Source organism: Pseudoalteromonas luteoviolacea, assembly GCF_001696455.1.
In the GTDB taxonomy this organism is placed as follows: Bacteria; Pseudomonadota; Gammaproteobacteria; order Enterobacterales; family Alteromonadaceae; genus Pseudoalteromonas; species Pseudoalteromonas luteoviolacea_C.
This window is the reverse complement of record NZ_MAUJ01000002.1, coordinates 61,350-83,630: the sequence shown is the minus strand read 5'-3', so window position 1 is coordinate 83,630 and position 22,281 is coordinate 61,350. Positions and strand designations below refer to the sequence as shown.

The window sequence follows — 22,281 nt, the reverse complement described above, 5'->3', positions numbered from 1 at the left end:
CAGTAAAGCAAAGAGCGATAAAAAATATGGAGCACCTTCCCCTACCTAAGCCCCCAAAACGTTGCGTTTTTCGGCTGGTTCCCAATAGCCATTTGCACGTGAGTAAAACCAATAATGCCTCTGAGGTGTATGACCTTGAAGGCGCGTATTGGGAGTTTGAGATTGAGCTTGCCAATGTGCTTGAGTCTGATGCCTTGGCGTTGGATGCGTTCTTGGCCAAGTGTCGCGGTTCGGTTGGCAAGTTCTTGTGTTTTGATTATCGGTTTTTACAGGATGAGTTAGATAGTTTTGGCCGTGTTGTAGAGCCTTATCAAGATGGCAATGTGTTGAACGTGTCTGGTTTGCCTGTGAATGGGGTGTATGCCAAAGCCGGCAATCGCATTCAGATTGGTGTGGGTGAAAACGCCGAGCTTAAAGTGCTGACGGCAGATGTGGTTGTTAATAGCCATGGCGCGTGTACGCTTGAGTTTGAATCGCCCATGCGCCAAATCCCTGCCAGCAATACCCCTGTCTATTTTAAGCGCCCTGCTGGCGTGTTTCGTTTGCTTGATAACAAGCAAGGATTGGCAGAAGCTCAGGTTAAAAACGGCTTTGTGACATCTTGGAAAATCAAAGGTCGGGAGGCGTTTTAATGGAAGCGTTAAATCGAGCTTTGGTGGCTGAGCTTGCCCAGTGTCGCCCCCGTTATTTTGTGCGCTTGGCGTTTAAAAGTGGCGATGTGTTATTGCATACTGGTGTTGGGGAGCGGCGCTTTTTGGGTCGTACTTGGTTTGGTCTTGGTATGCTTGGGCGCATTGGGGAAATCCCAGCCAATGATAAAAACGATGCGGCGCGCATTCGTTTGTCTTTGCACACCCAAAGTGATGCGATTTTGGGTGAAGTGGCCGAAAACGACCCCATTGGTGTGGGCGTTGAAATCTATTTGGTGACGGTCGATAAACACTATCGCGTCAATCAATCCCAGCTCTTAGAAAGTGGCTATATCGTGGCGTGTGATGTAGAGCGCGGCCAAGTCAGTACAGTGATGTTATCGGTGGCGGGCGAGTCTGAGCGCTGGAAGCAATCGCGGGTTCATCAGCGTTGGAATCACGCCACACAAATCGCCCTATATCCCGAGGATAAGTTCTTTAGTGAGCACAGTGCGGCAACCAGTACGGTATTACCCGATACCCAACCTGGTTCCCCAGTGGGAGGCCGTGATGGTGTCCACTTGCCCTAATGCGTTGATTAAACCTCGTACTCATAATACGCGCCCCCTTGCCTTGCAGCGTTATTTAGATGCATGCGAAGACAAAGCGTTTTGCTTTGGCACATTTGATTGCTGTTTGTTTGTGGCCGATTGGTTGAAGGTGGTCAATGGCGTGGATGTGGCCGCGGATTTTCGTGGGCGCTATAAGAGCGCCATTGGCGCAAAGCGTCGATTAACGCGCTTAGGCTTTTCAGATGTTCAAAGTGTGTTTAAACACCATTTAAAGCCCATTGACATAGCCTATGCCCAGCGCGGGGACATTGCTTTGGTTGAATTTGAAGGCGACTTGGTCGGCGGCATTGTGTGCATGAACAGTGTGTATTGCGTCACTAATATTGGCTTAAGTGTGCTGGAAATGAGCGTGGTCAATTCTTGTTATTCTCAGGTACTGTCTGCTTTGGGCGGTGCGCATGGGTAAGGTAGTTGATGTTGTTAAAGATGTGGCCGACCCATTTGGCCTTGTTGAAAAAGTCTGGGATGAAACCGTGGGCGCGCTGTGGGATAGCCTCACGCCCGATGTACCAGAAACCGACTATGCCACCTTGGCGAAGGGGCTACAAAAAGGCATTGACCAACCACGGCGTATCACCTTTGGGCGCGACCGTGTAGGCGGTGTGATTGCCCATCAAGCCACCGTCGAGCGTGATGAAAAGAAATGGGTGCAGCTAATTGTGCTAATCAATGGTGCGCCCATTGATGCGCTAGAAGAAGTCTACATTGCTAATAAGCCGCTTTCAGACTATCCCGAGGATAGTTGGGATTATGCCCTCTCTGATGGCAATCACACGTCAGCGAATAGCCAGGCGGTGTCTAAAATGGCTGGCTGGACGGATGCGCATGTGGGCTTTGGGCAAGCCCATTTGTTTATAGAGCTTGAAAACAACCGAGAAGCATTCCCTGATGGCATATCCGATTGTGAGTTTTTAATACGTGGCACCCGTCTTTGGGACCCACGCGACAGCCAGCAAAAACCCGATGACTCTGCAACTTGGGCATGGTCTCAAAACGCGGTGCTGTGCGCCCTGCACTACATTCGTTTTTATGGGGCGCACGACTGCCTTATCATCGCATTCCGCTTAATTGGTGGGTAGCGGCAGCCAATGTGTGTGATGAAAACGCCCTGTACCAAGATGCCGATGGCGTGGATAGGTATGAGCCGCGCTACACCTGTAATGGCACCTTTCGCTTTACCAGCAAACCCATTGAGATTTTAAATCAGCTAGAGCGCTGCTTTGCTGGGAAAATTTTTCGCCAGATGGGCCAGTGGTTTGTGCGCGTCGGCGCTTGGTATGGCAACCCCACCTATACGATTAACCAATCTGATGTGATGGGCAACGTTAAAATCAAGTGGCATGCGGACTTGCGTGATAGAGCCAATATAGTGCGCGCCACCTTTACCGACCCCAATCAGCATTATGAGCGCACCGATGCCCCGCCAATACGGGCGCAGGGCTATATCGCAAAAGACAACCAATTGCTTGAAACGACGATTTCACTGCCCTTTGTGCGAAGTGCCACTACGGCCCAGCGATTGGCCAAAATTCACTTAGAGCAAACGCGACTGGGCTCCATCGAGCTGCCACTGAAGCACAAGGCCTTGCAAGCAGCGGTGGGTCGTACCGTGTATGTGAACTTACCCAAAGAGCACATCACTAAAAAGGTGTATCGCGTGGTGGGGCGTAAGTTTCGTTTAGATGGCGGTATTACCCTCACTTGCATAGAAGACAGCCCGCTGCTTTGGGCCGATGACTTAATCCCTGGGGCATCAGATATCACCCCGAACAGTGACTATGTGACAGGGCCGCCCTCGCCCATTGTTGATGTGCAAGTCATCGTGGATGTGGACGGCAATGGCATTATTAAGTGGGCGCATCCAACCCCGTTGGCCGTGCACGAATACGATGTAGAGTACTATCAAACAGGCCTACGTATTTACCAAGAGAAAGTGACCTATACGCAGGCCCTTATCCCAAAGCTCGCCCTTGGCACCTACACCGCCAAAGTGTATGCCAGGAACATTTTTGGCCAGCGCGCAGCGCCTGTGGCCATTCAATTTAGGGTATCCGCGCCGGTTAAACCCGCACTCTCTTTTGTGGCGGACTATAACCAAATTACCCTCACTGCGACTTTGCCAGCTATGGGGATTGGCACTCAGTTTGAGTTTCAGTTCTTGGGCTCCAATGATGCGCCGCAGCAAAGTCCCGCTGTATTTACGCAAATCTACACCCGCATTGGATTACAACCTTTAACGGAGTATCACTTTCAATGTCGTGCCGTGAACCATTTAGGTCACAGTGATTGGGTGCGCATATCCGCCGCCACAACCGAGGTGGATTTAACTGAATTTATTAACGACATGCCACTGGCGAAGTTAAGCCAAGAAGCCCAAGACTTAATAAACGACTTAAACACCCAAGTCGATAGATTGCGCCCTGAGACTGAAAACAACCTCCCCGCACTGGTTGCCAAAAACATTGCACAAATACAAGGTTTGGAAGATATCACCAAAGTCTTGGATGACTCCATTGTTGAAGGTATTCCAGCGCAAATCGCGTTGAATAAAGTGAAGCTCGATGAAACCGCGTTGGCGGTGACTGATATGCAAAAAAGCGTGTTTGATGTGGCGGCAGGCTATACGAATTTTAGGAACGAATATGAGCGCAGGACGTTAAACAATGAGCGTTTGATTGATGCGGCGGTGTTTATTGATACCGAGACTGGCACCATTGTTAATCGGGCGTTTTCATACACGGACACGCAATTTAGTGAAGCGGTGTCTTTGGTGGATGGTGCCCATGCGCGCATTAACTTTGAGTCTCGGCGCATAAAACAGAGCGAAGAAAAGCTCATTGATGCCCGTGCACAAATCGCGCTGCAGGCAGGCCAGATTTTACAGCGCGCCACTTTCAGTGAAGTGAACGCCCAAATTGCCGGTGCCATGGCGGCGCTGACGCCTGCCTACAGCTGGCAGTTTAACAGCGGCAGTGAGGGCTTTGCTGGTTTTGAAAGTCATCATGCGCTGGGGTATTTGGTGTGTAAAAGCACGCTCTTTAGCCCTGCTATCTCGCTCGATGCCATCGACAATCCCATGTTTAGGCTGCGCGTACGCAAACATCAAAACAGTACTTGGCTTGGCCGCATTCAATTTCAAGGTGGCGCATTGTTTTTGCCCGAGCCTGCAAGTTTTGATTGGGAGGTTATCCAAATTGATGCAACCGGCACGGCAGGTTTTACCGGACTCATTGCGTGGTTGCAGTTCGAGCTGGGCGCGTGTGACATCGACTTTATTGAAATCGGCAAACGCGGGGCCAATGATTTAGCCCTCAAAGACATCACCAGTCGCACCACCACCCTCGAACAAGAGCTCGATGCAGGCACAGGACGGATGGCGCACTATGCCACCACGGCGTGGGTATCAAGTTTGGGCTATCAGACCCAAAGCAACGTGCAAACGCTCATAGACTCATTTAATACGCAATACAGCATTAGCGCCGTCCTACAGGCGCTCAGTGACAATGACATCATCATCAAAGCCAATGCGGCGCAGACCTGGATTGACGGCGCAAACGCCACCATTCGAGATCAGGTTATCAGTTATCTCAATGAAGATGACGGCGTAAACCAAAAGCTAGCCATGGCTGAGCAAAACATTGACGCACTGGCTGGGGAAATACAGCAATCGGTCACGCAAATACAAGGCATTCAGCTTGATTTGACCGACAAAGATTTAAACCAGGTATTAGAGGCGTATAACCAGTTTTTACGTGAGAAAGATTTGGCTGAGCAATCTATTACCCTCTCCCATGCCAGTGAGAAACTATCCGCAGTCACCGATGACGTCAGTGCGCTATCGTCTCAATCCACCCAGCTCATCGCGCTGCACAATCAAAGTGCCGCCAGTATTGATATTCTCGGTAAAGCTTTTGCCAATGCGCGCCAAGCAAGCAGCGAACGCACTGAAACACTGCGTGCTGAAATTACCCATGAAAGCCAAAAAGCCATTGCAGAGGCCAAAGGCTTTACCCGCGCTCTGGTGGGGTATTGCGTAGACAGTGAAGGCAATCGAACGGACGAACTGGATGCGATTGCGTGCGAACTGGCAGGTCATATTTGGGTCGATGGCCCTGTGGTAGAGCGCTCTATGAGCTTAGCTACGTTACTGGTCGACAGCCGAGGCTATCAAACCGCCAGTCAAGTAAGCCAGGCGATTAGCACCTTTGATGCCGTCTATGGTATCACTGCCGCACTCCAATCATTTTATGACAATGGCACGTTAGAGAAAGCCAACGCCGCAGAGCGCTTTATTGCGGGCGCTGCTGGTTATATCAAAGACCAAATTACCGTATTTAATGCCCAAGAAGACGGTGTGGATGAAAAGTTCTCTAACGTGTCTAATACACTCGATGCCATTCAAGGCGAGATAAACCAAAGTATTGTGCAAGTTCAAGGTTTGCAATTGGGTGCTGATGCAAAGAGTCTCGATGAAGTCATTACCGCCTATAACGCCCTACTTCAAAACAACGAGCTGCAGCAATTAGACATCAAACTCGCCCTGGCACAAGAGCAATTAAAAGCCACAACCAATGAGCTGGAAAGTGTAGCGAGTTACACGCTAGAACTGGGTGCCATACATCAGCAAAACAGTGCCATTGTCACGTCTGTCGCCAAAGCATTCGCCAACGAACGTCAAGCCTCGGTCTCGCGTGATGAGCGCTTTGCTGCTTTCTCTCAATCAACAAAGGCGGCGTTTAGTGATGTAACTACCGCCTTTGCTGAGTTAGATAGCGCAAACCTAGTCCGTGACCAAACATTTACGGCGTTTGCTGCAAACACAGAAACGGCTTTTCAAGAAACGACTCAGCTTATTTCCAATCTTGATTCAGCGATGGCCACGCAACGCCAAGACTTGGTTGCCAAAATTGAACAAGACGACACGTCCACTTTAGCCAGTGCGATTTCCTATACACGCGCTGCTGTTGGCTACTGCATCAACGCCCAAGGCAATCTCACGAGTGAGACCGATGCCACCCTGTGTGTTGCTGCAGGCCATAGTTGGGTGGATGGCCCACTCGCTGAGTTTATCCGCAAGCTGCAAATCGATAATGAGCACGGACAAAGTGCCAGCATTTCAGATATTCGCCAGGCATTTGAAACACAGGATGGCAGGCTTATCGCTCGGGGCGGCTTTTTGATTAACAACCAAGGCCATGCAACCGGCGTGGTTGGCTTAAACGATGGTCAAATCGGCAACCTTGACTTGGTGGGTGATGTCATACGCCAAGGTGTGATGGTCGGTGATTCGTTTATACCTACGTCCTATATTGATAATCGCGACCCAGCAAATCCAGTTCACGTGTTTCGTGGTCGTTTAGAGCTGGGAGATTTTGTGGTTGAGTCTGAAGAGGATATTCGCGGACTTGATGGCAAGGACGGTCAAAATGGCCTGCCAGGACCCCCAGGGCAAACCAAATTCACATGGTTGAAATACGCCGATAGCGCCGATGGTGCGGGTTTAAGCGATAGCCCCTTTAATAAAGCGTATATGGGGTTGGCATATAACAAGGCCACTTACGTTGAGTCCGATAACCCTGCCGATTATATCTGGTCAAAAATCCAAGGAGACAAAGGCAAAGATGGCACTGATGGCATTGCAGGTGAGCGCGGTGAAGACGGTCAAAGTCTCTATACCTGGATAGCTTATAGCCAATATGCAAGCGGGGCAAATATGTACCAAGTTCCAAACAATACCACCGAGTATATTGGCATTGCGGTCAATCAACCCACGGCAATAGAATCCACTAACCCCGCTGATTACACTTGGTCAAAGTTCAAAGGCGACCAAGGCATTCCGGGTGACAAAGGCCAGACCGGTGACGCTGGTCAAGACGGTCTAAATGGCGAAACAGGTGCGCGTGGTGCAGGACGTTTTGTCAATGCCACATCCACAGGCGTTTGGTCAGATGCCCTCGCCCACGCAGCTTGTACAGGCGGCCATGCTGTTCTTTTTGATGTGGTGACACTCTACAAAGCCGATGACCCCAGCATACAAACCACCAAAAGTTGGAATGGTGCGACTTGGCAAGTCTTTGCGCTGCACATTCATGGCAATCAATTGGTCGAAGGTACGGTTATCGCCAATGAACTGGCCGCCGCCGTTGGTACATTCAGTGGGCGTATTCGCGTCTATGCCCCCAATGCCCAAAGTGACTTAATTAACATTGCAACGCACCGAACTGGCCGCGCGGGCATGATTTATAATTCTGGCGACTCAACCTTGGCCACGGCGCTGACACTCAATAGCACACATGGCAATGGGCTTGAAGTCAGCGGCGGCCTCAATGCCATTCGTGCATCTGGCACGGGCAATGTCATCGAAGTGCGCGCAAACAACACCACATCTACCGCCCTTTGGACACCACTCAAACTCTATGCCGCCAAAGGCTATACGCCATTTACTGGGATGCACCAAGGGCTGGTACCAAAAGGGACTCAACTGATACCCGGTGACATCGTGTGTGATAGCAAGCTCATAAATATTGCAGATATGTCCAATGCCATATGTGAAATGGCGCGTGCAACACACACCAATCAGCGCAATATACGCGGCGTATTTATCGCACGCAGAGCCCTCACCGCAGACACTTTACCCGCGGGGCTGAGTGGGTTTAAAGGCGCGCAGCGGTTCAACACACTCAAAGACACCCATGATGTCATTGAGTTTAACGCCCTTGGTGAAGGCGTACTCAATGTGTGCGGCCAAGGCGGCGACATTGAAGCGGGCGATTATCTGTGCTCTAGCGATATGTCAGGCAAAGCGATGCGCCAAACTGACCAACGTTTTGAGCGTCCTTACACCCTTGCCCAAGCGCGGCATAACGTGACTTTCACATCATCAACACACATCAAAAAAATCGCAGTCATCTACTTACGAGGATAATAACAATGACCTGGTTTAACTCTGCAAATTCAAATGCCACCAACGGCAGTAACATCATCAAAATCAACGACAATCAAAGTGTGGCCAACATTCGTGCAAGTGATGCATTGGTGTTAGGGGCTTTCGCCCCCGTTGAAATTGCCAAAGCGTATGTCACCACACACGGCACCTTCGTCGAACTCATCAAACCTTGGCCCAATGCCACCCAAAACCAAGTGCCTTGTGTGGTTTTACCCACCTCTGGGGATTTTAATACCGCCGTTTCTGCACTCAACAATGCCTCCAAAATGGTCAACGACAACTACAAAGCCATGATTGAATGGCAAACGAAAACGGGAACAGTCGAGTTCAGCGATTTAGAAGGCAATACCCAAAGTGTTAAAACGCTGCGCCAAATGCAAAGCGAAATAGACACTGCGAATCCCTACCCTTGGGCGATGCGCAAAGGTGAGTTTGAAGCGAGAAGACAGCAAAATCTAAACCGATATGTGGCCAGTGGCTTTGTGCATTTTGGTAAGTCCTTATCTAGCACCAACTACATCAGCGCAGGCCCCAGTCTATTCAGTGGTAATGAGAATACAAGGGCCTTTTTGGATAACTTGAATATGGGTGTACACGGGGGTCAATACCCTGCTCTGTGTATTGCGGGCCTCATAATCGAACTTCAATACGTCTCAATTAATCAGCCAAGCATTGCAAACATCATAAAATTTCCAGAGGCAGAAAATGGTTGTCGAACTTACGATAGCAGTACAGGTAAAACCGTCATACACAGTGCGCCAGAAGTCGCCTTTGCAGCGCAAACACTCACCAATGAAGTGGTCACATCACGCATTGATATGTGGGGATTTGAAGTGTTTTTAAGACAGATAAACGATGACGACCCCTTTGTTTATCAGCACGGTCTAATTCAAAGCCAAGCACAGAGCATCAACGGCATTGCCACAACGCTTGATGGTATCAGGCCAGCCTCGTATTTCGCTTGGTATCAAGGAGACACAACAAGCATCGGAAGAGGCGTAAACTGGCAAAGTGCTTCACCCGCGCAGCGTATCACAATTGCCAGCGACCCTAAAAACAACCTGTATTTTGATGACGCAACCGGTAAGTTTTATCAATGGAGTGCGCGCGTCGTACGATTGCGGGTTTAGGAAACGGTAATTTATCGGACTATGATATCGCACGACCTATTGGACAGTGGTTCGGAAAAAACCAAGATGGTCACCGCATCATTGCTCAAGGCGTTAGCAATAGCGATGCAGTTTATGCGCAAGGTAGTTCGACTGCCAACTTGTATAAGTCTGCTATGCACAGTGACTATGACACGTCATTAAAAGGCCTGTATCAAATAACAAAAACAACACAAGGTGCACACGCACTTAATGAGCAATGCTACTTCTTGGTGTGTGGTACTGTAAACCGATTAAACCAAGGCGCATATCACCCGAGTTTCAACCCGCAAGGTACGCAATTTGCTGCCTCCATGTCAAACGGCGCGCAGCTCTATTGGCATGACGATAGCGTTAGTTACACCAGCAGCGCAGATTGCTTTTCGGTTTTACCTGACACCTCAAGTGGCCACATCGCATCGACAACTTCCGGTCGGCCTGATGGGCGTTTTTACGATGCAATTTACGCCAGTGGCCAAGGCGGTGTGTGTCGTGATATGCGATATTTAGCAAGCGGTTTGAGCCTTGCAGACTTAGCTGTTGCAGATCTAAAAGTAAAATCAGGACAATATCGTGGTGTTGAGAGTTTAAGACTGACCGCGTTTTGTAAAGTGATTGAGATTATCAATTCAGATGCCAATTATTCGATATTCAGAGTCGATAGACCGCACCCGTTTTATTTGGGAGCGCAAGTGGATGGTGGTTTAGACAATGGCACCAAGCCATTTGGTCACGCCCAAAATCTATTTATTTACAACGTTGCGGATAGGCGAATTGAGAAAACAAGCAGCTATGACGCATCCTTTGCCAGTTCATACGGCACAAATTACAACGGCAAAACCGTCGCGCGCTGTTTTGGTGGCTATCAACCAAAAGTCGGCGACATCATATTAAGTATGCGCGGAATAGAAGGCCTGAATGACATAGGGTTTACAACCATGCACACATCAACAAAAATGAGTGTATCCGTTGCTGGAGATTATATGCATATTGACGTAATCGGTGAGCCACAAAATATACTGCAATGTGAGGATTTTAAAAATGGTTGGATTGGTGGATGGATAAGTAAGGTACCCGACAATTCTACTGGCTATCAGCTAACACAGCCTTGTATTAGTAGCTATACACGTATATATACCACCGATAATGGTGCCACATGGCAATCACTCACGCCAACAATCGACGCTGTTTTGAATGAAGATACAGGCAGTATTAACGTCAATGTGGTCGCAATTCAGCCCTACAAAACTAAAGCAAAAGTCACGGTGCCTTCGAACAATGGTGTGATACACAAAGCACATGCGGGTATTGGCGGCGTGTATTTAACTCAGAACTATTTAGAACGTGATTTGTGCTTCTCACTGACAAATAAAGTGATTGTAAGAAGCTCTCACGCAAGAAGCGAAAGCACTGCACTTTTAAAAGACTTCGGTCGTCTTTACTTAGGAGCATTCTTTCCAACAAGTCCAAGGCACTTTGATTTTCCGCCCGCTTTTCCGCTGCCTGACAACAACAGCTCTGGGCTAAAAGCGCTTAACTATGCAGTTGAACAAAATGGCCAGGCTTTTATTAATTATGCGTTTGCTGAACTGCATTATGATTCAGTCGCAAACAACTGGGGCTGTGAGGGCAATATACCTATCGCGAATGGTTTGAATACCATGCTAGACACGAATGGGGATACGGTTGTGTTTGGCACGGCTCAAACGGTTGAGGCTTTGGGGTGGATAAGATGTGATGCTTGATATATAAAGGGAAAGTTACGTTGAGTTAGATACTTCCGAATTCACTTAGTGTTTGTAACTTGAGCCAAACAACTTTTAAACTTGATGAATTTAACATAATCTAAATTGTTTGAGATTAGACTGTCATGTCGGTTAGCTGAATTATGTAGCTTCTGACAGTCCGGGAAAATGCACGTGTTACATGCTGTCAATTCTAGCTCGTTCTTTTTCCGCTAGTTTTCTATATTTTTTGGTTTTTAAATACATGTTCCATCTCACGGCTGCCTGCACTCCTGACTCTAACGCAACATAAGGAAGCTTATTCACTTGCTTGCTCCATGCATCAGCATACTTAAATGCTTTCTTTCCAGAGCTTGGGTTGTTAGTTGTGCTAGCATAGTCAAAAACAGATTTAACAGTCATATGGCCGAGACCAACTAGCTTCCAATTATCGAATTTTCTAAACTCCACATCTATGTATTCGATATATTGAATTGCATCTGAAGGTGCACCTATCTGAGTATAGAGTTCTATAAGATCTCTATAAGCCCCTGCTTTATCAAAGCCAGGCTCTTTAAGTTCAATGCTTTTTTTGACTATTTGAATTGCTTTTTCAAATTCACCTATTTGTTTGTATGCGTATTCAAGATAGCTTTGCTTCCTATCTGATTCCGGTTCATTCGAAGCCCACAATTCAAGATAGGCTTTTGCCTTTTCAATATCGTCGAAATACAAATTCCGTTCATATAGGACAAGAGGCAATTCGTCTTCAGCACAATCAGGGTATTGACTTAACTGATCAACCCACCATTCATCAATGGTTTCATTTAGGTCTGATTCAAAGTAAACGCCACCTAGATCATTTCGCAGCTCTGGATTATGCTTACCTAGATACGAGTCAGTTTTTTCTTTAAGTGGCCAAAATACAAACTCGATATCAAAACCGCAATGAGTATCGAAGTTAGAGTTTTTTGCCCTGTAAAAAATTGCAATATCACTAGGATTTTCGAATTTAGCAAGCAGGTAAGCCCCTAAACATAGTGCATTGCTGATACCTTGAAAACTATCCTTTTCTCTTGCGATAACTTCTTGCTCAAAGAGAAAGCGTATTAGCTCTCGGTCTGATTCTTGAAAGTCTTATTGGAGTTGTATCAATAAAGAATAGCGAGCTTTTTCATTTTCATCGTAGTTTCCGCGATCATCTGTTCGGGCCTCCTTGAAAGCCAATTCAGACCAGATTTCTTTACTTTTTCTGAATTCTTCCAATGTACTCATACTTTTTTCCTGAACAGTGTATTAGCGTGTATTTCAGGTTAAGCCTGAAAGAAAAACACTTGAAAATTGAACGCATGCTAAAAATTTATAAACAAAGTCAGGAGGCTATCAAATAAAGTACTGAATGTCTAAATCGATCTTACTTGTAGGAAACGAGAGTAGAGATATGCGGGCCTTAGATGACGCGATACGTAAATTTATAGTTTGTTTATCCTTAGTTAGTTAATGTTATCTGCTACTTATTTGTGCCAAAAGAGTGGTTACATAACGGACCATTACACCGTTTTTTTGGTTCACGTTACATATAACTGTTTATATTATTAATTTTGGTATTGATTATTTGAATTTACTCAACGGCCGTTCCTCGCACACAACTGACAGCCCGTGCAATTAATACTTAAGATAAGTACCTCTAAATGTAGTTTAACAAAGTCCAATTTCTATTGCTTTTTTATTCTGTTTCAAAACGCGCATTACAGTAAGAAAAATTGAAGTTGCATGTTCCTGCACTATAAGTACTTGAGGCTCACGAGTATCCTCCTCCTAAGCTAAATAGTGGTTTTTTCATATTTTTAGAATTAGGACCATCAAAAATTTTAATTGGGTTTATTCTTAAATATTTTCTGTGTCTATGTTACACTGTATATAGCTTTCTAAAAGCTCTAGATCTCTCTTTATAAACCCTTTTAGTCCATACATTTTACTCAAGTCATCTCTTTGTACTTCAATATCTTCTAGCGAAACTCTTTCACCATTAGACAGCTTAAACATAAACCCAAAGTACACGCCTTGGTTCTTGGTAAGTGCTTTAAAAAAATTCTCCACAGGAATCAATGGTTCTGGATAATTAAAGCAATTTAGTGAAGCCACATATTGTTCAACTAACTCATCTTTTTTTTCTATAAAGCTTTCTATAAAAGCTCTAAAGAATTTTTCATCAAAAACATGTTCAATAGCTAATACTCTGCCATCTCGCAAAACTCGATAATTCAATGGGTGCTGTATTGTTAAACAATAATCTACCGCCATGTCAAAATCACTAACTTTCCCCCACACCTTTGCAAGGCAACTATCATAAATACCGTACTGAACTTGTGGAACACTTCCTACTTTATGAATAGATATAATTACTCCAATAGAGTATCGTTCATCGATACCATAAAAATATATAAGGGAACTATCAACCGACGGACCTTTTTTAAATCCATAACTTTCAACAATAGTTTTCAGTTCTGTCTTTTTCATAACATCAATCTCGATTTTGGTAGCAAATAAATTAGGTGCATGACATCAATTCAATTTATACCACACAAATATAATAAGGGGGTCACCTTTAATTCTCTATATTTTGACTTCTACATACTACCGATGCAGTGTATTCAAATCCAACAGAATAGTGACTTTTTGTAAGTGTATTTAATTCCAAATTATAGTTTTTTGCTATTGTCTCTTTATCCATTAAATGCATCTTCCCATCGAGAATTGAGTCTTTCTGACCCAAAGGGATATCACAGCCGTTTGCGAGCAAAAAGCTACTAATGAGTTTATACCAGGAGAAACTTTGTATCTTGTGTAAAAAAGATTCTTTAAACTGTGTATTTGACACTTCGAAACCTTCCTGAATAAGCCCCTTACTTTGTTGCTCGTATATGAAACTAATTACATTTTGGTTTACATCGAACCTCTCAGCTTGGCCAAAACTATTAAAATCTACCATTTGATAAATCAAATAAAAACGATTCCCAAACAGATTCTGGGCAAACTTATCCTTTAAACTTATAAGTAAAGCAGTTTCAGAACACCTTGGACTCATAAACAAAGCTAACTCACCATTGGAAAAGCTTCTAACCTGTAAATTGCAATCTTGCTCAGATTCAGCTTGCTCAACCTCCAAAGCTTTTAAGTTTGTAGAAATTGAAAATATTAAAAAAATAAATAAATTCACTACTTGCTCTCCCAAAATGTCGCTTTTCTAGAGGTATAATCACTAAAAAAAAGAATGCCCTCTATTTCCGACCATATCACTACCAGTCCTTAAGTCTACATGATAATTATCGTAATAAATCCAACCTGTTTTACCCTGGATATTTTGGTAACCTGGTGACACTGAAATCCCATTTCCATGCAATTCAGTTAGTCTATTAGCGAAATCTTTTGCACCATAATTATAATATCCATTATTTGATGTCAAAACTCTAATATTCGAACCAAAATTAGATAGATGACACCCATCTTAATTTACACCACAACTAAACCTCGGCATATCTCAAAGCAGAAACAAACCACTAAAAATTGCTCAATTCGCTTTGAGCCTTTGATAAATTGCTTAACTTAATAACTTTGTCGGGATTTCAGACATGACTAACCACGTAATTTTTAAAAGTCACGTTGAAATTGGCATGTTAATACATATTAAGGACTAAGCGAGCAATTCACTACACTGAGTGAGATTGCCTCGTCGTTTTAACTTTAAGTGCTCGCAATACTTTTGTTTAGCATCAGGCCTACCCTCTGAACATCATAGTAAACTGGGTGGTGAGCTTTAACTATTCTCTGGTTGGATATTGAGTCTTGCTAAAATGGGCTGAGCGTCTGTGATGAACCCACGTTTATCCTCACGTATGCATCGATCAGTTAAATCAACAAGTTCTACATAATATTTGAATTCAAATGGCAGTACTTTTGGCATGTGTTTTCTTGGGTTACCTGCAAAGCGCATAAGTGACTTAGGTTGTTATACGCTTTTGCTGCTTCAATACGTTTTTTAATGCTAGTGTGGTCTGACTCTTCTGGCGTCTCTGCCGTTGCTTTGGTTGACTTTATTTCTCGACCTGTAAACCTGTGTTAGACAACATTTTCCGTCCAACTATCTCGAGAAATTTTGTATAAGCAATGCTCCCTCAAATGTGCAGGCGCGGGGACATCTGGATGATTGAACGTCACGCCAGTATCAGTCATGTTAATCCTCTCCATTACTGCACGGGAGGAAGTATTATTCAGTACTGCAAAAGAAACGATTTCTTGCAATTCAAGTTGTTCAAAACCAACTTTGAGAGCAGCTGTTGCTGCTTCTGTCGCATATCCTCGCCCCCAATGTGGTTGAGCAAGCCTCCAAAGAATTTCTACACAGGGTGATGACGGTAATTTTTCGGATGGAGCGTGCAGGCCCACAATGCCTATGAACTCTTTGGTTTCGATGAGTTCAACAGCCCAAATACCCCATCCGTTTTCAGCAATGAGTGATTGACACTTTTCTGCTATGGCATTGCTCTCTGCTCTACTCAATAAATTTGGAAAGTACTGCATTACTCTAGGATCTGAAGACATGGCAAAAAATGGTTCTAGGTCACTGGCAACCCACTGGCGAAGCTTTAGCCGAGCAGTTTGGGGCTCAATAATCTGAATCATATAGAGAACTCTCCTTGTGTTACCTAACAATTTAAAAGAGCGCAAATCGCCCATCTTTCGGGCTTTCAATCGAACACTTTTCTGAATGATTTATTATTAACAAAGTTGATAACTCTTTGCCAGCATTACTAAAAATAAAGGTTATTAATTTTTGAAAAAGATAAAGTGCGCAACGTGCGCATTTTCTTGAAAATGGAAGCTATGTGGAAAAAAGTTTGGCTGTAAATAAGTGAGGTAAGAAAGACAAACCAAACTCTTGTGTCCGTCCTTGAGCACCTTATTAGGTATACTCTTCACCAAAGCCTTTGTAGCATTTTGGCAAATAACCCCAAATTCTTATTATTGAACCTGTAACTTCGAATTCAAAGCCAATACCTTTTACTAAGCTTAAGATTGATTCGCTTAATTCAATGTCAATCCATTCAACGCAAAGCAATGGAAATGGTAAATGATAATACCACTCGTTTTCCCAACCTGAAATGTAGCCATTAACCACTTTAGTTCGGTAGCAAGGCTTTTCGGGAAATTCACGAACCTCAGAAATGAGCTTATTCCATTTGGTATTATTAGCTGCTCCAACTAACTGTTTTTCAGCAATGATCCTTTTGGATTCTTGTTTGACCTTTTCATCGGAAACCGCATCTGCCATTGGCAACAAACTCATGTGTACACCCAATAATTTAAGAGAGCGCAAATCCGCCCATATTTCTGACTTTCAATCGCACACAACTGACCGCCAGTGAAATTGATACTAAAGATATTGGCCTCTAACCGTAGTTTAACCAAGTTCAATTTCAAATGTGTTTTTATCCAACTTCAAAACGTGCGCCACAATTGGCTTTTAAAACCAAAATGTGAATGACTACTCCGTTATTCTTCGAGTGTAATATAAAGAGAAAGAAAATAGCTTGGTAAGAGGCAAATTTACCAAGCTATTACAATAGAGGCTTTTATTGAGTCAACAGGCTAAAAGCGCAATTTAAGCTAATTGAATTTGATTCCAGCGCCTTTTAATACAATCGCCATCGAGTCTCTAACTTGCGATGTTAAACTACCGCTTCTTGAGCCTATCCAGCGCATAAAAGTACCAAGAATCATATCAACCATACTCATCGATATTTGCTCAATCAAGTCGTCAGACTTATTTGGCCAAACACTTGCCTCTACTTTAGCTAAGACTTTCGCAAAGTCATCCTTGGTCTTAAGTAGTTGCTCCTGTTCAAATTTAAGTCTTGAAGCAAACTCATCCGTGTATTCACATTTAAAGTAAGATACATCGTATAACGCAATCAACTCAGGAGAGCTCTCTACTTTACTAAAGAAAAATTCCACGGTATTGAATATAGACTCTACCGGGTCTTGTCCTTCTTTGAGCATCACGTCAGCTTGGTCTTCAATTGGTGTTGAATACTCATCGATAATTGCGTCGAATACTTCAAGCCTATTTTTAAAGTGCCAATAGAATGCGCCTTTTGTCACTTCTGCTTTTTTCGCAATGTCAGTAATGGTCGTGTGCGCGACCCCTTGTTCACTGAATAACAATAAAGCGGACTTAATGAGCTTTTTTCTAGTTAACTCAGCTTCTTCTTTGGTTTTTCTAGCCATATATATTTAATTCTGTTCCACAGCTTCTGCCGCCTTGGGTGCAGAAACTAACATATACATAGATGGAATGACAATCATGGCAACTGCCGTTGAGGCCAACAAACCAAATATAATTGCCATACATAGGGGAAACCACATAGCGTCACTCATTGCTAATGGAATTAAGCCCACTATGGTTGTGATGGTTGTCCCAACAATTGGTCTCAATCTATCAGCTGCGCCCGAAGCGCATGCTAAAACTAGGTCTTTACCATTAGCCAAGTGATTATTAATCGTATCAATCATTACGATGGCGTTATTGACGACTACCCCCACCAATGCAATCACGCCTATCATGGCTGGAAATGAAAATGGGATATTGAATAGCCAAAAGCCTGAAAATGTACCAATCAAAGCCAATGGAATAGTGACTAACACGACTAAAGGTTGTTTGAACGAACCCAGTGCCAAAGTTAATATCGCAAATACTAAGAAAATAGCGATAAAGAACACAACGCCCACGGCACCATATGTATCGGCCGAGCTCGCTAGCTCACCAGCAAAGTGATAGCTGTAACCTTCCGGCCATTGCTGCTTGTACTGGTCCAAAATAGGCCCCATAACTGCGGCAACTTCACCGACAGTTATCCCCTCAACTTTGGCTTTAACAGTTACAGCTCGCTGTGTCTTATTATGAATGTAAACAGGCGGAATAGCATGTAACTCATAGTCAGCCAAGTTTCCTGCTGGGATAACTTTGCCTTGCGGTGTGAAAACACTCAGCAGACTTATTTCTGAAACCGACATAGGTCCACCAATTTCATCTCCTCGGCTCTCCCAATGGGTACCAACACGTATTTTTAAATCGTCCTCAATACCTGCGATTTTAAATTTACCGTACTCGTCAGCCTCGGTAGCTAGCCTTAGTTGGCCTGCAAAATCATCCTCTGTAATACCATGAAAATTCAATGCTTCGGCATCTGCACGTAATCTAACTTGAGTTTGCCAAGCGCCCAAATTGTTGCGAACGTCTGTTACGCCTTTTATTGCAGCCAGCGCTTTTTCAACTTGCAATGATATAGTTGATAGTTCCTGCATATCAGAACCTTGCAATACAATTTGCATGGGGTCGTCTGAACTAGAGCCGCCGACTTCCGCTTTGAATACGATTGTTAATCCTGCTTGATCAATGAGTGCGTGTTCTAGTCCGGCTCTCAGCTCATCGATATATTCAAAGGCCAACTTATCTCTATCACCTTTAGGCACAAAAAGTGCGGAGAAACCGACCAAATGAGGGCTTTCATTAACTGAAAGTTGCTCGCCGATAGAACCTATCGCTCTTGGGCTTTTTTGCCCAACATACATTGCGACATTTTCAAATATTTGCTGACTACGTAAGTATTCTCCTGCTAACTCAGCTACTTCTTTACTTGCAGTTAATGTTGCATCGGGAGCCAGCTCAATCGTGATAGCCAAGTTCCTGCCATCGGCCTTTGGATACAGTAGCGAAGGTAAATTACTGGCTAAAAACATTGAAATTACCCATAACATGAAAGCGCCACCGACCCAGCCCATTGCTTGTTTCTTGGAGCTGAGTGCATTGGCGGTTAACCAAGATTTAAGTTTTATGCCTGCGGCTCTTGCAAGTTTGTCTACCTTGCTTTCTTTGCTGTTGGTTGTGTTCTTTAGGAGGTATTGTGACAGAGGAATACAAATCACAAATGCAATTATGTAACTGAATACTAAACAAAGCACAGCTGTTACTGGAATTAATTTAATAAACTTGCCATCAGTACCACCAATAGCAAGCATGGGTGCCATCGCTAGAATAGTGGTTAATTGACCAGAAAACGCCGGCATCGCGTAAGTTTTAACAGTGCTTAGTGCAGCTTCAGCAAAACGCATCTTTTTGCTGTACAAATTGTCATGCATACCTTCCATCGCGAGTATAAAAACGTCGACAAGCATACCTAACGCTAACACCATCCCTATAATTACCACGCTGTTCAAGGTATAACCGAACATACTGAGTACAAATAAAGTACCAAGAAAGGTAATTGGAATAGCCAGTCCAGCAATGAGTGCTTCACGCCAAGTTAGCAGCACCATAAGGATCAGGAACACTGCTATCATAGCCTGCCAAATATTGTTAAATACGCTTGAGAAAGACTCTTCTATAATTTCGCTTTCATCGCTAATAATGGCGGCTTGCAATCCGTCAGGCCAAAAGCTCTGGTGTTCAAAGTCTTTCATTAACGCTTTTACTTCGTTGATCAAAGTAATGGTGTCTACACCCGGTCTTTTTTTAATGCCCAAAGAGACACCTTTGGCAAACTCAGCACCGTTCTGTGAGAAATAAGTAAGGTCTTTCACTTTATCTAGACCTTTATATACGAGGGCGACCTCTTCTAGCCTCACCACTCTATTATCACCCATTCGGTGCACTGGTAGCTGACGTAATTGGTCTACACTCTCAAACCTACCAGCTAGGTAGAGCTGGATTATCGACTCTCCTCTATCAAACTCTCCCCAGCTCATATCTTTATTTGCTTGCTGTAAGCGCTGAGTAATGACATGAGGAGAAATGCCTAAAGAGCGTAACCTATCAGGTAGTAACCTAACGTGAACGCTAGTATCTCTAAAGCCTCCTTTTTCAACCTTCTTTACCCCTGAGTGAGATTCAAGGCGCTTTTCTATTTTCTTAACGACCTGACTAAAGGCATAGTCATCTAGTTTGCCGTAAAGCATATATTCGATGACAGGAGAGTCGTTTACAGAAACCTGCTCTATTTTAGGATTCTTTACGTCAGTGGGAAATTCAGCTTTACCCTCATCTACTTTGGCGCGTACTTGTTGCATAGCCTCCGCAATGGCCACTTCGGTAGTGAATTCAACTGCAATGATGGCAAAAGAAAATTGCGAACCACTTTGCAGCTTTTTTAGCCCTTTTACTCCGTTGAGCGCGTCTTCTAATGGTTTTGTTATTTCTTTCTCGACTTGCTCAGCAGCCGCTCCTGGCCACTCCACGGTGATAATAGCTTGAGGGATTTCTAAGTCGGGGTTGTTTTCTTTTAGCATTGAGCTGTAAGCCATTACGCCGCCAAGCACAATAACCCCCAATAATAAGGTCGAAATAACCTTATCGACAAATAATTTATAGGCGAAAGATTGTTTATTCATTAGTGACTTACTCCTGAACTAATCTAATTTCAGTTCCATCAACTAACTTGTGCTTGCCAACTGTAATCACTTTCATGCCTTTTGAGAGACCAGAGATAACTTCAACGTTATCTAGACCTTCTATGCCAGTTTCAATTTTGGTCAGTTTCGCTTTACCATCTTGCTCAACAAACACATAAGGTTTGTTGTTTCTCACCACCATGGCCTCATCTGGCACCATTAGTACCTGCTCTTTTTTATCGACTAAGATCCATGCCATAACATGCATGCCGTCCTTCAATAGCTCTGCGCCCTTGTTTGTATGAACTTTTACTTCAATGGCCCTTTGTTCCAAACTGATACTCGGGCTAACCGAAAATATTTTACCGTGCGCGACAAGCTCGTCGCCAAATTGAGATTGCGCAGATTTCGATAGTAAAGCAGCGCTCCAACTAATGTAGACAGGTTGGTTCTCTTTTAACTTTCCAGCGGCGTAATAAGGCACATTGAGAGTCACTTCATATTGACTATTGTCGACTACAACCATTGCAGATGTAACTTCTTTTTCTCGATCAGACACGCTAGCGGAAGGCCCTGCCCAAAAGTCACCTTCTCTGACATTTACTTTGCGAAGCACTCCATCAAAAGGCGCAAAGATACTTGTCTTTTCTAAGCCAAGCTTTGCTTGGTTTAACTGAGCAATTGCCGATTTTTCTTGGTTTTTTGCATTCGCCAATTCTGTTTTCGCTGTTTTCAACGTTTCTTGCGCATTAAGAAGCTCGGTTTTAGATGATTCGTATTGCTCTTTTGGAATTAGCTTTTGTTTCCACACCGCTTCTGTTCTCTCAAAACTCGTTTTTGCTAAGTTGTAATTGTTTTCTGCCTGCTTGATACGTGACTCTGAAAGTGAAATGGATAACTGAGCAGATCTGAGTGCCGCCTCATAGTTTTTCACGGACTCCAAATCTTTACGTTCATCAACTCTTGCCAACAGTTGACCAAAGTTTTCTCCAGCTTTAGGACCAATCACATGACTGCCTGCTCGCACGTCAATACCATTCTGATCCTCAGCAATAAACGTAATTTTTCCATCTGTTTCGAAATTCAAATACTCTCGGCGAATGCCTTGAGCTAACCCTTCACTGAATGCCCAATCATAAATGGTGCTTGTTGATACTGTTTTTACTTCCACCGCTACTTTTGGCTGCGTTTGAGCAAACAAATACGGAGAAAAGAGAATTAAAGCCGCAAATGGCATAGCCAATGAGCCATTAAGGATGCGTTGTGCATTAGCAATTTTGAAAGTTGATTTGTTCATGTTCCACCTGAATTATATATACCTACTGGTATGTATGTTGGTTGCATTATACATACTCAAGGGTAGGTATAAAGTAAAAATTTGATCGAACCAGAATGTGAAATGACGAAACTGAACTATGACAACTTAGAATGGCTGCATACAACTAACAGTGATTTTTCGAACGCGAAGCATAAACAAAAAACCTTGATAAGGTGTCCTTAGTTAGGTGCGCAGAACGCTGTACCTAAACTGTAGCGCTGGAAACCCCTTAGTATTCAAGGTCAGATAGGCCTTGGTCATTCCGTATATCAGCAGCAATGAATAGCGATTTGGTAGTATAAAATTTGAGAATGCCGATGTTCTGCATATATCAGTCAACCTATACAGAGTCATGTACCCGACGCCTTTTTGAATATCAATGTAAAACGTATTTTGTTCGCCAAGAATGCAAACGAGGGGTTTTCTGTTGTTATCAG

16 protein-coding genes and 1 pseudogene are annotated in these 22,281 nt (G+C 44.0%); 7 read left to right on the top strand and 10 right to left on the bottom strand.

The annotated features are described in order from the left end of the window. Positions 1–98: 98 nt before the first annotated feature. From A7985_RS08945 to A7985_RS08915, 7 genes are read left to right on the top strand one after another with little or no spacing between them, the layout of a single operon-like run. Complete coding sequence (locus A7985_RS08945) at positions 99–632, top strand: hypothetical protein (protein WP_256096670.1); 534 nt, start codon at positions 99–101, stop codon at positions 630–632. After that, positions 632–1,219 (top strand): hypothetical protein, encoded by a 588-nt coding sequence (locus A7985_RS08940; protein WP_065790132.1) that lies wholly within the window; start codon positions 632–634, stop codon positions 1,217–1,219. The genes A7985_RS08945 and A7985_RS08940 overlap by 1 nt, the downstream gene beginning before the upstream one ends. Continuing rightward, positions 1,200–1,667, top strand: coding sequence for a DUF6950 family protein (locus A7985_RS08935; RefSeq protein WP_256096667.1), 468 nt, complete (start codon positions 1,200–1,202; stop codon positions 1,665–1,667). The genes A7985_RS08940 and A7985_RS08935 overlap by 20 nt, the downstream gene beginning before the upstream one ends. Beyond that, on the top strand, positions 1,660–2,340 hold the full coding sequence (locus A7985_RS08930; RefSeq protein WP_065790131.1) for a hypothetical protein: 681 nt from the start codon (positions 1,660–1,662) through the stop codon (positions 2,338–2,340). Before A7985_RS08935 ends, A7985_RS08930 begins: the two co-directional genes overlap by 8 nt. Continuing rightward, positions 2,265–8,186 (top strand): phage tail protein, encoded by a 5,922-nt coding sequence (locus A7985_RS08925; RefSeq protein ID WP_176716718.1) that lies wholly within the window; start codon positions 2,265–2,267, stop codon positions 8,184–8,186. Before A7985_RS08930 ends, A7985_RS08925 begins: the two co-directional genes overlap by 76 nt. Positions 8,187–8,191: 5 nt before the next feature. Then, positions 8,192–9,337, top strand: coding sequence for a hypothetical protein (locus A7985_RS08920; RefSeq protein ID WP_065790129.1), 1,146 nt, complete (start codon positions 8,192–8,194; stop codon positions 9,335–9,337). Beyond that, entirely contained in the window at positions 9,304–11,100 is a 1,797-nt protein-coding gene (locus tag A7985_RS08915; protein WP_065790128.1) for a hypothetical protein, read from the top strand. Before A7985_RS08920 ends, A7985_RS08915 begins: the two co-directional genes overlap by 34 nt. Before the next feature lie 177 nt (positions 11,101–11,277). Here A7985_RS08915 and A7985_RS08910 read toward each other — a convergent pair whose 3' ends face one another. From A7985_RS08910 to A7985_RS08875, 10 genes and pseudogenes are all read right to left on the bottom strand, one after another. Continuing rightward, on the bottom strand, positions 11,278–11,814 hold the full coding sequence (locus tag A7985_RS08910) for a hypothetical protein (protein WP_065790127.1): 537 nt from the start codon (positions 11,812–11,814) through the stop codon (positions 11,278–11,280). A gap of 402 nt (positions 11,815–12,216) precedes the next feature. Further along, positions 12,217–12,354, bottom strand: coding sequence for a hypothetical protein (locus tag A7985_RS26445; protein ID WP_176716717.1), 138 nt, complete (start codon positions 12,352–12,354; stop codon positions 12,217–12,219). Positions 12,355–12,966: 612 nt separating this feature from the next. Further along, a complete protein-coding gene (locus tag A7985_RS08905) occupies positions 12,967–13,599 on the bottom strand; it encodes a hypothetical protein (protein ID WP_065790126.1) in 633 nt (210 codons plus the stop codon). Positions 13,600–13,687: 88 nt separating this feature from the next. Then, positions 13,688–14,299 carry a hypothetical protein gene (locus A7985_RS08900; RefSeq protein ID WP_141685311.1) on the bottom strand — a complete coding sequence of 204 codons (612 nt, stop codon included), beginning with the start codon at positions 14,297–14,299 and terminating at the stop codon, positions 13,688–13,690. Between the two features lie 474 nt (positions 14,300–14,773). Next, positions 14,774–15,156 (bottom strand): annotated as a pseudogene (locus tag A7985_RS26225) (transposase); the annotation flags it as partial. A 42-nt stretch (positions 15,157–15,198) separates the two neighbouring features. Beyond that, positions 15,199–15,762: a GNAT family N-acetyltransferase gene (locus A7985_RS08895; protein ID WP_065790124.1), complete on the bottom strand. Its 564-nt coding sequence runs from the start codon at positions 15,760–15,762 to the stop codon at positions 15,199–15,201. Between the two features lie 280 nt (positions 15,763–16,042). Then, positions 16,043–16,426: a DUF6678 family protein gene (locus A7985_RS08890; RefSeq protein WP_065790123.1), complete on the bottom strand. Its 384-nt coding sequence runs from the start codon at positions 16,424–16,426 to the stop codon at positions 16,043–16,045. 320 nt (positions 16,427–16,746) lie between these two features. Continuing rightward, complete coding sequence (locus A7985_RS08885; RefSeq protein WP_065790122.1) at positions 16,747–17,367, bottom strand: TetR family transcriptional regulator; 621 nt, start codon at positions 17,365–17,367, stop codon at positions 16,747–16,749. Between the two features lie 6 nt (positions 17,368–17,373). Further along, complete coding sequence (locus A7985_RS08880; protein ID WP_065790121.1) at positions 17,374–20,526, bottom strand: efflux RND transporter permease subunit; 3,153 nt, start codon at positions 20,524–20,526, stop codon at positions 17,374–17,376. A gap of 7 nt (positions 20,527–20,533) precedes the next feature. Continuing rightward, positions 20,534–21,823 carry an efflux RND transporter periplasmic adaptor subunit gene (locus A7985_RS08875; RefSeq protein WP_065790120.1) on the bottom strand — a complete coding sequence of 430 codons (1,290 nt, stop codon included), beginning with the start codon at positions 21,821–21,823 and terminating at the stop codon, positions 20,534–20,536. Positions 21,824–22,281 lie beyond the last annotated feature (458 nt).

Excerpts from the sequence above, each read along its gene's own strand:
- A7985_RS08940 (WP_065790132.1), top strand. The coding sequence starts at position 632 with ATGGAAGCGTTAAATCGAGCTTTGGTGGCTGAGCTTGCCCAGTGTCGC.
- A7985_RS08885 (WP_065790122.1), bottom strand. The coding sequence starts at position 17,367 with ATGGCTAGAAAAACCAAAGAAGAAGCTGAGTTAACTAGAAAAAAGCTC.
- A7985_RS08935 (WP_256096667.1), top strand. The coding sequence starts at position 1,200 with ATGGTGTCCACTTGCCCTAATGCGTTGATTAAACCTCGTACTCATAAT.
- A7985_RS08875 (WP_065790120.1), bottom strand. The coding sequence starts at position 21,823 with ATGAACAAATCAACTTTCAAAATTGCTAATGCACAACGCATCCTTAAT.
- A7985_RS08905 (WP_065790126.1), bottom strand. The coding sequence starts at position 13,599 with ATGAAAAAGACAGAACTGAAAACTATTGTTGAAAGTTATGGATTTAAA.
- A7985_RS08890 (WP_065790123.1), bottom strand. The coding sequence starts at position 16,426 with ATGAGTTTGTTGCCAATGGCAGATGCGGTTTCCGATGAAAAGGTCAAA.
- A7985_RS26445 (WP_176716717.1), bottom strand. The coding sequence starts at position 12,354 with ATGAGTACATTGGAAGAATTCAGAAAAAGTAAAGAAATCTGGTCTGAA.
- A7985_RS08895 (WP_065790124.1), bottom strand. The coding sequence starts at position 15,762 with ATGATTCAGATTATTGAGCCCCAAACTGCTCGGCTAAAGCTTCGCCAG.
- A7985_RS08880 (WP_065790121.1), bottom strand. The coding sequence starts at position 20,526 with ATGAATAAACAATCTTTCGCCTATAAATTATTTGTCGATAAGGTTATT.
- A7985_RS08920 (WP_065790129.1), top strand. The coding sequence starts at position 8,192 with ATGACCTGGTTTAACTCTGCAAATTCAAATGCCACCAACGGCAGTAAC.
- A7985_RS08930 (WP_065790131.1), top strand. The coding sequence starts at position 1,660 with ATGGGTAAGGTAGTTGATGTTGTTAAAGATGTGGCCGACCCATTTGGC.
- A7985_RS08915 (WP_065790128.1), top strand. The coding sequence starts at position 9,304 with ATGGAGTGCGCGCGTCGTACGATTGCGGGTTTAGGAAACGGTAATTTA.